Source organism: Mycobacterium sp. DL592, from assembly GCF_011694515.1.
Lineage (GTDB): Bacteria > Actinomycetota > Actinomycetes > Mycobacteriales > Mycobacteriaceae > Mycobacterium.
In genome coordinates, this window is sequence record NZ_CP050192.1 from 2,217,750 (window position 1) to 2,229,200 (window position 11,451).

The following is an 11,451-nucleotide window of genomic DNA, read 5'->3' on the forward strand; positions in this document are numbered from 1 at the left end:
GGTGACATCACGCACGCGGGTGGGCCCCCGCCCACACCTCGCGCAGCGCGTGCACTGTGACCAGGGTGTAGATCTGGGTGGTCGTCACCGAGGCGTGGCCCAACAGCTCCTGTACGACGCGGACGTCGGCGCCGCCCTCGAGAAGGTGGGTGGCAAACGAGTGCCGCAGCGTGTGCGGGGACACCGCCGCGGTGATCCCGGCGCGCTCGGCGGCATCCTGCAGCACCTGCCAGGCGCTCTGACGGGACAGCCGGCCGCCGCGGGCGTTGAGGAAGATCGCGCCCCCTGGGGCAGGAGCGGAGCGACCCGGGGAGGATCCGAGCCCTCGGCCCCGGCGGGCCAGTTCGGGGCGACCGCGCACCAGGTAGGCGTCCAGGGCGGCGATCGCGGGCCTGCCCACCGGAACCAGCCGCTGCTTGCCGCCCTTGCCGCGTAGCAGCACCGAGCGGGCCTCGGTGTCGATGTCGTCGATGTCGAGGCCGACAGCCTCGGAGATACGTGCGCCGGTGGAGTACAGCAGTTCCAGCAGAGCGCGGTTGCGCAGCGTCAGCGGGCCGTCGGAGGGCTCGTCGCCGCCGGCGCCGTCGAGCAGCGCCAGCACCTCGTCGAGGCTCAGGCTCTTGGGCAACCGCCGGCTCGGCGTGGGCGGCTTGACCGCCCGTGCGACGTCGGCGTCGATGATGCCTTCCGCCGCGGCGAACCGGTGCAGCCCCCGCACCGCGATCAGCGCGCGTGCCGCCGAGACCGCCGACAGCGGGGTGACCCCGGCCTCGGGATCGCCGCGGCGCAGTGCGACCAGGAAGTCGCTGACGTCGTTCTCGCTGACGTTGCGCAGATCATCGATGCCACGCAACTGCAGATGCTCGGCGTAGCGGCGCAGGTCACGCCGATACGAGCTCAGCGTGTTGGCGGCGACACCCCGCTCGATGGTGAGGTGGTCGAGGTAGCCCTGCAGCTGGCCGTCGAGGGCCGCGATGCTAAACGTGGTCATGAGCCCCCTGCCCCGCGGCGAACGCGCTCGGCCGCAGCGGCCATGCGGCGTCCACCGGGCGGGTCTGTTTGCCGTCGACGATCACCGCATGTGCAGCCAGAATGCCCACGGCGGCAATCGAATTCACGATCTCACCGGCCAGCACCTGCAGTGCCGCCTGCTCGATGTCGACCCAGTGCAGCGTCAGGTCGGCTTCTTCATCGTCGGCGTCCGGGCGGGCGACGTTGGACAGCTCGCGGGCCAGATAGACCCGCACCGCCTCGTCGCTGAACCCCGGCGAGGTCACGATGTCGACCAGCACGCTCCACTGCTGGGCCGCCAGTCCGGCCTCTTCGTGCAGTTCCCGCGCTGCGGTCACGGCCGGGTCCTCCCCCGCGGCATCGAGAAGCCCGGCGGGTAACTCCCACAACCGCTGCCCCACCGGGTGGCGGTACTGATAGACCATCGCAATGCGGCGGTTGTCGTCAACGGCGACGACAGCGACCGCCCCGAAATGTTCGACCACTTCCCGGTTTGCCGTGTTGCCGCCCGGCATCCGCACCTCGTCGGTGCGCAACGCGAGAATCTTTCCGCGGTAGACGGTTTCAGAGGAGACGGTCTCGAAATCGTGGTCAGCCACGGGTGACGTGTTCTGGGACCTGATCGGGCAGCGACGGTGCCGTTGTGTCGTGGTGTTCCCTGCCGTTGGAGTGCTGCTCGGGTATCTCCACCGGAAGCCGTTCAGCCGCCTTGTAATCGATGGCCGCGCCGATGAAGGCGACGAACAGCGGGTGCGGGCGGGTGGGCCGGCTCTTGAGCTCGGGATGGGCCTGGGTGCCCACCAGGAACGGGTGGACGTCGCGGGGATACTCGACGAACTCGACGAGATGCCCGTCCGGGGAGGTGCCGGAGAACTTCAGCCCGCTGCCCGCTATCTGGTCGCGGTAGGAGTTGTTGACCTCGTAACGGTGCCGGTGGCGTTCGGAGACCCGAGTGGCGTCGTAGGCCTGGGCCACGATCGATCCCGGCTCCAGGATCGCGGGGTAGGCACCCAGGCGCATCGTGCCGCCGAGGTCAGCGTCACCGGCCACCGCGTCACGCTGGTCGGCCATCGTCGAGATCACCGGATCCGGTGTGTCCGGGTCGAATTCGGCCGAATTGGCATCGGTCAGGCCGACCGAGCGGGCGGCCTCGATCACGATGCACTGCAGGCCCAGGCACAGCCCGAGTACCGGTAGTCCGCGGTGGCGGGCATAGCGGATGGCACCGATCTTGCCCTCGATGCCGCGGATGCCGAAACCCCCGGGGATGAGCACGGCATGCACGTCGTCGAGGACCGCGGCCGCGCCGCTGTCGGTCTCGCAGTCGTCGGAGGCCACCCAGCGCATCTCGACCTTGGCGCGATGGGCGAAGCCGCCGGCGCGCAGCGCTTCGGCCACCGACAGGTAGGCGTCGGAGAGGTCGACGTACTTGCCCACCAACGCGATTCGCACGGTTTCCTTGGGCTCGTGCACGCGGCGCAGCAGGTCGTCCCACTCCGACCAGTCGACGTCGCGGAACGGCAGGTTCAGCCTGCGGACCACATAGGCGTCGAGTTCTTCGCGGTGCAGCACCTTGGGGATGTCGTAGATCGACGGCGCATCCGGGGTGGAGATCACACCGTCGACGTCCACGTCGCACATCAGCGCGATCTTGACCTTCAACGGCTCGGGCACATCGCGGTCGCACCGCAGGATCAGCGCATCCGGGGAGATACCGATGCTGCGCAGGGCGGCCACCGAGTGCTGGGTCGGTTTGGTCTTTAGCTCACCGGAGGGCGCCAGATACGGCACCAGCGATACGTGCAGGAAGAAGCAGTTCTCCCGGCCCACCTCATGGCGCACCTGGCGGGCCGCCTCCAGGAACGGCAGCGATTCGATGTCGCCGACGGTGCCGCCGATCTCGGTGATCACCACATCGGGCCGGTTGCCACTCGCGTCCGGCAGCGCCATCGCCATGATCCGGCTCTTGATCTCGTCGGTGATGTGCGGGATGACCTGCACCGTGTCGCCGAGGTATTCACCGCGGCGCTCCTTGGCGATCACCGTTGAATACACCTGACCGGTGGTCACATTGGCCGACTGGGACAGGTCGCGGTCCAGGAATCGCTCGTAGTGGCCGACGTCGAGGTCGGTCTCGGCACCGTCTTCGGTGACGAAGACCTCACCGTGCTGGAACGGGTTCATGGTGCCCGGGTCCACGTTCAGGTACGGGTCGAGCTTCTGCATGGTCACCTGCAGTCCGCGGGCCGTCAACAACTGGCCGAGGCTACTCGCGGTGAGGCCCTTGCCGAGTGACGACACCACACCTCCCGTGACGAACAGATGCTTGGTCGCGGTCTGTGGGTGCTTGCGCAATGGTGGCAAGAGCAACCTCCGTGATGACGGCGCAGGACTTGGTTTTCCAGGTCTCACATCACGATCGAGATCTGGTTGGGGCCTGCCGACCCACGGAAACTCACCCTAACACCGACACCGACAAGCCGTCGCTAACACGCCAGTGGGCTGCGTTACGTCCCTGCTACCCCTGGCTACTACTGCGGGACGGTGATGCCGGCTGCACCGGGCCCGATCCCGAACTGCCCGGCCGGTGCACCGTCGATCAGCTTCTGCAGCGCCAGCACGGCGGTGATCCGGCCCGACTCGACGCTGACGTCGTCGACAGTGCTCACCGCGGCCGCCATCCCGGCATCGGCGCGGGTCACCGCGATCGCCGACGTCCCGGTCGCAGAGCCGTCACGGCCGGCCAGCAGCGTCCCCGTGCCGTGCGGGGCGAGCCCGGAGGCGAAGCGGGCGACCGTGGACCCCTTGTTGCCCGCGTCGTCCCCGAGGGCGCCGCCGGTGACGATGATCGCGGTGTTGGCCGCTCCGATGCGATCGCCCTGGTAGGTGACGAAGCCGGTCTCGCGCAGGGCCGCCAGCACGGTGTCACGCTGCGGGTCGTCGACGGGCTTGATCTCGGGGTTGCGGTTGATCAGCAGCGCGATACCGAGCAGATCACCGGCTTGCGAGCCCTGATCGACCATCGTGGTACTCAGCTGTGCCCCCGCGGGTAGCGACGAGCTGACCACCGTTCGCAGCTTCTCGGCGGAGTTGGCCTCGACGAACTCCTGGGTCAGCCCGACGATTCCGGAGACTGCGCCACCGGCCTGACCCACGACGCGGCTGATCGCCTCGACGTCGTCATTGTCGGCGTCCGGCGTGCGGAACAGCACCACGGACTTGCCAGCCAACGCGTCCCGCAGGATACGACCCGACATCGCGGTGTCGAATTCGTCTGCAGCACCAAGCTTTTCGTTGAGCGCGTTGCGCTGGTCGGTGAGTGCGTTGATCTGGTTGGCCAGGTCCTGCTTTTCGCTGCGCAGGCCGGACAGCAGCGTATCGGAGAGCACCCCGGAACCCAGGACGACGCCGAGGGCAAGGGCGAGGAACACCGCTGCCAGCGAAATGGCATGGTGGCGTAGCGAAATCACAGCCGATGAGCCTTTCTGCTCTGCGGCCGGGCTAGGTCACCCAGCCTTGCACCCACACCGTGAAGCGGTTCCAGTAGGTCACGATCCAGTCGATGACCACCGCGTCGGCGCGCGACACCCACAGCGCTGCGATGATCGCGAACAGCACCGCCAGGATCAACATGGCGATCGCGCCACCCGAGATGTGGTTGCGGTACAGGGTGGCTACGGCTTTCGCGTCGACCAGCTTCTCGCCGACCTTGAGCCGGGTGAGGAAGGTCGAGGGGTTGCTCTGCTGGCGGGAGCGGTCGAAGAACTCCTCGATGGTCGCCGAGTGTCCGGCAGTGACGATCAGTGACGCCCCGTGATGGTCGACGAGCAGCAGCGCCAGGTCGGCGGCCGAACCGGCGGCCGGGAACGTCATCGCCCCGATGCCGAGGTCCTGGATGCGCTCCAGGCCGACAGCGTGGCCGTCGGCGTCAGCAGGCAGCACCACCTGGGCGCCACACTTGAGAGCGTCGGCGCTGATCGAATCGGGATTGCCGACGATCAGCGCGGGCCGGTAGCCGCCCTTGTGCAGGATGTCGGCGCCGCCGCCGACGCCCACAAGCACTGGCTGGTACTCCTTGATGAACGGTTTGAGGGCCTTGAGGTCCTCCTCGGCGCCAGGCCCGTCGGCTACGACCACGACGTGACGGCGGAAGACGTCCACGTCGATGTCGGGGATGCCGATTCCGTCAATGAGCAACGGGCTCTCGCTGCGGATGAACTCGATCGTGTTGCCGGCGAAGGCTTCCAGATGCGCGACGAGCCCGGTCTTGGCGTCCTGCATGAGGTCGGCGATCTCTTCGTCACTGCGCTCGACACCATGGACCAGGCGGCGGTCGCCGGCGTACACCCCGCCGTTGTGCAGACGGATCTTGGCGCCGTCCTTGATCTTCTTGAAAGCCTCGTCGCCGACACTGTCGATCAGGGCGATGTTGTTGGCCACCAGCACCTCGGGGCCCAAGTTCGGATAGCGACCCGAGATCGACGGCGAGGCGTTGACCACTCCGGCAACGCGGGCATCCACCAGAGCGTCAGCGGTCATCCGGTCCAGATCGAGGATGTCCAGCACGACGATGTCGCCCTCGCCGACCCTGCGCAGCAGCCGATCGATGTCGCGGTCGACGCGGGCTGTCCCGGTCACACCTGGGCGTGCACTGGTATTTCGCGAGAGGAGCGCTGACATCTTCATGGGCCGATTCTGTCGGCGAGGATGCGCTAATCGACGGAGGCGCGCCGTAACACCAGCCCCACAAGTCACAAACTGTCACATCAGCAACACGATCAGGTTGCGGCGTCGTCCTCCTGCGCGGCTGCTAACAACTCGCGGGCGTGGGCCCGCCCGGTGTCGGACTCCCCCAGCCCGGCCAGCATCCGCGCCAGCTCGGCCACCCGCTGCTCGGTGTCCAGCTTGCGCACCTCGCTGGCCCCGTTGCGCCCGGACTCGACCACCAGGTGGGTGTCGGCGTAGGCGGCCACCTGCGGCAGGTGGGTGACGACGATGACCTGGTGGCTGCGCGCCAGCCGCGCCAGCCGTCGGCCGATCTGCACTGCCGCCCGGCCACCCACACCGGCGTCGACCTCGTCGAACACCATGGTTGTTCCCTCGGCCGAGGCGGCCAGTACCACCTCCAGCGCCAGCATCACCCGGGACAGCTCACCGCCGGAGGCACTCTTGTTCAGCGGCAACACGTCGGTGCCGCGGTGGGCGGTGAAGCCGAATTCCACCAGATCGACCCCGTCCGCACCGGCATGCACGACCTGCCCGGACGGCAACCGCAGCGGCGCACTGTCGTCATCGCGGGCGGGCAGCGCCGACACCTCGACGGTGAAGTCGGCGTCGGCCATCGCCAGCCCGGCGAGTTCGGCGGTCACCGCCTTGGCCAGTCCCTTGGCCGCCTTGGTCCTGACCTTGGTGAGTTCACCGGCCGCCGCGGCCACCTGTCCCGCCAGCTCCTCGACCCGGCGCGCCAGCCCGCTGAGCGCCTCCTCAGAGACGTCGAGCTGGGCAAGGCGCTCGCGCGACTCGGCGGCCCAGCGCAACACACCGTCGACGTCGGCGGCGTACTTGCGGGTCAGGCTGCGCAGCTCGCCCTGCCGGGCGAGTTTGGTCTCCAGCGCGCTGGCATCGCTGGGGAGCTCACCGAGGAAGTCGCTGAGCTCCCGGGCGGCATCGCCGACGACGGTCAGCACCTCGGTGAGCTGGCGGGCCAGCGCGGCCAGCACGGCGTCGTCGGTGGACTGCAGCGCGGCGATGGCCCGGCCGAGACTGTCGGTGGCCGAATGTGGTTGGCCCTCGGAGACGTCGTCCGACGCAGACAGTTCGGCGCGCGCACCGGCGGCGGCCTCCCGCAACGCGTCGAGCTCGGAGAGCCGACGGATGTCGGCGACCAGCGACTCGTCCTCGCCGGGTTTGGGGTCGACGCCGTCGATCTCGGTGAGCGCGAACTTCAGCCGGTCGGCCTCCTGGGCGAGTTCCCGAGCCCGGTTGATGCGGTCGACCAGGTCACGGCGCGCGACCTGCCACTCGTTGCGGACCTTCTTGTAGCGCTCGAGTTTGGCCTCGACGCCGGCGAAGCGGTCCAGTGCGCCACGCTGTTCGTCCGGCCGCATCAGCCTGAGCTGATCGTTCTGGCCGTGCAGGGTGAGCAGACCGTTGGTGAAAGCGGTCAGCGACTTCGCCGGCACACTACGGCCGCCGAGGTTGGCTCGCGACGGCCCGTCGCGGCTGACCGAGCGCAGCGCGATGATGCTGGCGTCGTCGTCGCGGTCGGCACCGGAGGAGTCGAGGATCTCGTCGATCTGCCTGGCGGTGGCCGGGTCGAGGTCGTCGGTGGTGAAACGGCCCTCCACGACAGCCCGATCGGCACCCGAACGCACCCGGGTGGCATCGGCCCGCGCGCCGCCGAGCAGGTGCAGGCCGGTCACCACCATCGTCTTGCCGGTGCCGGTCTCGCCGGTGAGCACGGTCAGGCCCTTGTCGAACTCGGCGGTCGCGGCGCTGATCGCACCCAGCGCCTGGATCCGTATCTCGGCCAGCATCGTCGGGTTACCGTCCGCGCCAGCCGGTGACCGGCAGGCGGAACTTGCGCACCAGACGGTCGGTGAACGGGGCGCTGTCCAACCGCACCCATTTCAGCGGGGTGCTGCACTTGGTCACCTCGAGGCGCCCGCCGGCCGGTAGCCGCATCTCGCGGCGGCCGTCGCACAGCACCAACCCGTCGTGGCTGTCGGCATCGATCTCGATCGCGATCGTCGCGTGCGGGCTGGTGACCATCGGCCGGGCGAACAACGCGTGGGCGTTGTTGGGCACCACCAGGATTGCCTCCAGGTCGGGCCACACCACGGGGCCGCCGGCCGAGAAGGCGTATGCAGTGGAACCGGTCGGACTCGACACGAGCACGCCGTCGCAGCCGAAGGACGACACCGGCCTGCCGTCGATCTCCAGGACGACGCCGATCACGCCAAGCCGGGTGCCCTTCTCCAGGCTGGCCTCGTTGAGTGCCCAGCCGCGCGACACGACCTTGCCCTCGACCCGCACCGCGATATCGAGCGTCATCCGCTCCTCGACGCGGTAGGTGCGGGCCACGACGTGGTCCAGCACGGTGTCGATGGCTTCGGCCTCGGCCTCCGCCAGGAAACCGATGCGCCCGAGGTTGATGCCGAGGACCGGGATCTCGGCGTTGCGGGCCAGTTCGGCTGCGCGCAGGAATGTTCCGTCACCGCCGAGCACCAGGACCAGTTCACAGCCTTCGGCGGCACGCTCGTCGGCGTCGACCACCTCGAGCCCCTGCACCTCGGCCGGATCGTGGTGCAGCGCCCCTCGGTCGACGGCCTCGGCGGACAGGACGCGCAACGCGATTCCATTGTCGCTCAACACCTTTTCGACGCGGCGTGCGGTGTCGGTGGCCTCGTCGCGGCCGGTGTGCACGACGAGCAGGATCACCCGCTCCTGAGTCATTGCGGTCCTTCCGCGACGGCGCGGCGCACCGCGGCGTCAAGTTCGGTTCCCACCAGCGCGCGATCGGTCTGGGCGCGCAACCACAGGAAGTATTCGACATTGCCCGACGGGCCGGGCAACGGACTGGCGGTCACGTCGACGGTCTGCCAGCCCAGCGTTTCGGCGCGGGCGGCAACGGCCAGTACCGCGGTAGCGCGCAACTGCGGATCGGAGACGACGCCTCCGGACCCCACCTGGTCGCGGCCGACCTCGAACTGGGGCTTCACCATGGGAACGATATCGGCGCCCGGATCGGCGCATGCAGTCAGCGCAGGCAACACCGTGGCCAGCGAGATGAACGACAGATCGGCGACCACGATGCCGACGTGACCACCGATGGCCTCGAAGCTCAGATCCCGCACATTGGTCCGCTCGATCACCCGCACCCGCGGATCGGAGCGCAGCGACCACGCCAGCTGCCCGTACCCGACGTCGACGGCGACGACCTCGGCGGCGCCGCGATCCAGCAGCACCTCGGTGAAGCCGCCTGTCGAGGCGCCGGCGTCCATGCACCGCCTGCCGGTCACGTCGATGGCGAACGTGTCCAGCGCGCCGATGAGTTTGTGGGCGCCGCGCGACACCCAGGTCTTCTCGCCGTCGCTCTCCACGGTGAGGTTGGCGGTGATCGACACCGCCGTCGCCGGTTTCACCGCAGGCATACCGTCGATGCTGACGCGGCCGGCGCCGATGAGTTCGGCCGCCTGCTGGCGCGACCGCGCCAGGCCACGACGGACCAGTTCTGCGTCAACCCGGGCACGCCGCGTCACGCTGACCTCAGCCTTTCTCCACCGACTCCAGCGCACGGACCAGGATCTGGTGCGCTTCCTCGAGACCGCGGCCGACGTCGTCGATATCGACGACGTCGAAGTCTGCATGCTCGGAGTCGACGCTAGGCAACTCGGCCAGGACAGCATCGATCTCGGCGCGAATCTGTTCAGGATCGGTGGTCATCTCACCGTTCACGCTAGCCGATCAACCGCCGCCAGCAGCGCCCAGCGCTCCAGCGCGGCGCGGGCGGTGTCGTCCCCCGCGATGACGGTGACGGCGCGGCCGTCCGGGGATGCATCCCAGACCGCACGAGCGGTCGCACGGACCACCGACAGCTCGTCATCCACCGGGCCGCTGCCGCCGGCGAAGACAGTCACCGTCGCCCCGCTGACCTCGACCCGCCACGCCGGGTGGGCCGCGACCGCCAGGGCCGCGGCCTCGCTGTGGAGATCGCGAAGATCCGCCGCGATCAAGGTGGGGCGTTGCTCAGGACGCGCGTGGACCGCGTCGGCGGCATTGTTGACCCCGGTCAGCACCATGAGACTCGGCAGATCCGCGGCATTGGCACCTTCGATGTCGGTGTCGAGGCGGTCGCCGACCACCAGCGGTGTGTGGAATGTGCCGCGGGCCAGAGCATCCCGCATCAGCGCCGGCGCCGGCTTGCCGGCGACCTGCGGCTCGGCATCGGTGGCGGTTTTCAGCGCCGCGACCATCGAACCGTTGCCCGGCAACAGGCCGCGTTCAGTCGGCAACGTGCGGTCCACGTTGGCCGCCACCCACAGGGCTCCCGCCCGAATCGCCAGTGCGGCCTCGGCAAGGATCGGCCAGTCGGTGGTCGTCGAGTGTCCCTGCACCACCGCCACGGGATCATCAGCGAAAAGGCGCACCGGCTGCAGGCCGACCGCGGCCACCTCACCGGCGAGGGCATCAGTTCCCACGACGAGGACTTTTGCCCCGGGTGGCAGCTGCTGTGCGAGCAGACCGGCGGCGCTTTGCGCACTGGTCACCACGTCGTCGGCGGTCGCGGTGAAGCCGAGTTCACGCAGATGCTCGGCCACCTCGTCGGCGGCTCGAGACGCATTGTTGGTGACGAACAATGTGCGGGTGTCGGCCGTCTCCAGCGCCTCGATGGCTCCTTCGGTGGGCTCGTGGCCCCGAAAGACGGTGCCGTCGAGGTCGAGTAGCAGGCAATCATGTTGCTGCACAAGTGTTGTCACGTCAGGCAAGCTCGCTGACCCGCTCTTCGGCGTCGGTGACACCGTCGACGTCGGCGGCTGCGGCATGGATGAACCACTGCAGCGCGTCGTCGTTGCGCTCGAGTGCCAGCAGCGCCTCGGCGTAGGCGTAGAACAGCCGGGCGGCGGTGGTCCCGGTGCGGGAGGAATCCGGTTGCGGGCTCGACAGCAGTGCCAGGGCCTGCTCGAGCTGGCCGAGGTCGGCGCGGGCGCCGGCGGCGACGATCCGCATCTCGTCGGCGTCGTCGCCGGTGAGTTCGGCCGCCTCGGCGCTACGGGCCAATTCGATGGCACGCTCGGGACGTCCGACACCGCGCTCGCAGTCCGCAATCAGCGGCAGCAGTTGGGATTTGCTGCCCATCCGACGGGCGGCGCGGAACTCCGACAGCGCCTGAGCCCAATCACCGCACTCGTAGGCCGCAATACCGACAGCCTCGCGCACGGCGGCGATGCGGCCGGAACGGGCGCGGGCGGCCTGCGCGTGGGCCAGTGCAGCCTCGGGGTCCTCGTCGATCAGTTCGCCTGCAGCGACGAGGTGGCGGGCCACCGTGTCCGCGGTCGTCTTGTCCAAAGTTGAGAGCTCACGGCGGATTTCGGGCGCGAGCTGTTTAGCTTCGATGGACGCCGGGATCGTCGGGCCGCTTGGCCGGGCCGCCGTGTCCTGGGCGTCGGGCGGATAGTGCGGTTGGGCCTGGCGCGCCCGTCCGCCACCGGAACGGTACGGAGCCTTGGGGCCGCGACGGTCGCGGCCCGAAGCACCGCCTGCACCGGAGGGGCGCCGCGCGGGACGTCCACCGGAATTACCTTGCCTGTCGTCAACCACCTGTAAAGGATACGGGCAGCACCGAGAGACCCACAATTCGGCATTGTTCGAATACGCGGAATTCAATTCAATTAGGAATAGAGAAACGCCCCCCGATTGCTCGGGGGGCGTTTCCTAATG

Annotated in this window: 11 protein-coding genes; all 11 read right to left on the reverse strand. The window is 68.9% G+C overall.

Translation table 11 applies throughout. The features are described 5' to 3' along the window. Positions 1-7: 7 nt before the first annotated feature. Positions 8-991 carry a site-specific tyrosine recombinase XerD gene (gene xerD, locus HBE64_RS10760; RefSeq protein ID WP_167101440.1) on the reverse strand — a complete coding sequence of 328 codons (984 nt, stop codon included), beginning with the start codon at positions 989-991 and terminating at the stop codon, positions 8-10. Then, positions 978-1,610: an NUDIX hydrolase gene (locus HBE64_RS10765; protein WP_167101443.1), complete on the reverse strand. Its 633-nt coding sequence runs from the start codon at positions 1,608-1,610 to the stop codon at positions 978-980. Before HBE64_RS10765 ends, xerD begins: the two co-directional genes overlap by 14 nt. Continuing rightward, a complete protein-coding gene (locus HBE64_RS10770) occupies positions 1,603-3,366 on the reverse strand; it encodes a CTP synthase (RefSeq protein ID WP_167109053.1) in 1,764 nt (587 codons plus the stop codon). The genes HBE64_RS10765 and HBE64_RS10770 overlap by 8 nt, the downstream gene beginning before the upstream one ends. Before the next feature lie 176 nt (positions 3,367-3,542). Further along, entirely contained in the window at positions 3,543-4,481 is a 939-nt protein-coding gene (locus HBE64_RS10775; protein WP_167101446.1) for a copper transporter, read from the reverse strand. Positions 4,482-4,512: 31 nt separating this feature from the next. After that, entirely contained in the window at positions 4,513-5,697 is a 1,185-nt protein-coding gene (steA, locus tag HBE64_RS10780) for a putative cytokinetic ring protein SteA (RefSeq protein WP_167101449.1), read from the reverse strand. A 92-nt stretch (positions 5,698-5,789) separates the two neighbouring features. After that, positions 5,790-7,547 (reverse strand): DNA repair protein RecN, encoded by a 1,758-nt coding sequence (gene recN, locus HBE64_RS10785; RefSeq protein WP_167101452.1) that lies wholly within the window; start codon positions 7,545-7,547, stop codon positions 5,790-5,792. Between the two features lie 7 nt (positions 7,548-7,554). Continuing rightward, on the reverse strand, positions 7,555-8,466 hold the full coding sequence (locus HBE64_RS10790; protein WP_167101455.1) for an NAD kinase: 912 nt from the start codon (positions 8,464-8,466) through the stop codon (positions 7,555-7,557). Continuing rightward, a complete protein-coding gene (locus tag HBE64_RS10795) occupies positions 8,463-9,272 on the reverse strand; it encodes a TlyA family RNA methyltransferase (protein ID WP_167101458.1) in 810 nt (269 codons plus the stop codon). The genes HBE64_RS10790 and HBE64_RS10795 overlap by 4 nt, the downstream gene beginning before the upstream one ends. A gap of 7 nt (positions 9,273-9,279) precedes the next feature. Next, positions 9,280-9,456, reverse strand: a complete 177-nt coding sequence (locus HBE64_RS10800) for a hypothetical protein (RefSeq protein WP_167101461.1) — start codon at positions 9,454-9,456, stop codon at positions 9,280-9,282. Positions 9,457-9,464: 8 nt separating this feature from the next. Next, positions 9,465-10,490 (reverse strand): HAD-IIA family hydrolase, encoded by a 1,026-nt coding sequence (locus tag HBE64_RS10805; protein ID WP_167101464.1) that lies wholly within the window; start codon positions 10,488-10,490, stop codon positions 9,465-9,467. 1 nt (position 10,491) lies between these two features. Beyond that, complete coding sequence (locus tag HBE64_RS10810; RefSeq protein WP_167101467.1) at positions 10,492-11,331, reverse strand: tetratricopeptide repeat protein; 840 nt, start codon at positions 11,329-11,331, stop codon at positions 10,492-10,494. Positions 11,332-11,451: the final 120 nt, after the last annotated feature.

What these genes read in the sequence shown, in the direction of transcription:
- xerD (WP_167101440.1), bottom strand. Translation starts at nt 991, where the DNA reads ATGACCACGTTTAGCATCGCGGCCCTCGACGGCCAGCTGCAGGGCTAC.
- steA (WP_167101449.1), bottom strand. Translation starts at nt 5,697, where the DNA reads ATGAAGATGTCAGCGCTCCTCTCGCGAAATACCAGTGCACGCCCAGGT.
- recN (WP_167101452.1), bottom strand. Translation starts at nt 7,547, where the DNA reads ATGCTGGCCGAGATACGGATCCAGGCGCTGGGTGCGATCAGCGCCGCG.
- HBE64_RS10790 (WP_167101455.1), bottom strand. Translation starts at nt 8,466, where the DNA reads ATGACTCAGGAGCGGGTGATCCTGCTCGTCGTGCACACCGGCCGCGAC.
- HBE64_RS10800 (WP_167101461.1), bottom strand. Translation starts at nt 9,456, where the DNA reads ATGACCACCGATCCTGAACAGATTCGCGCCGAGATCGATGCTGTCCTG.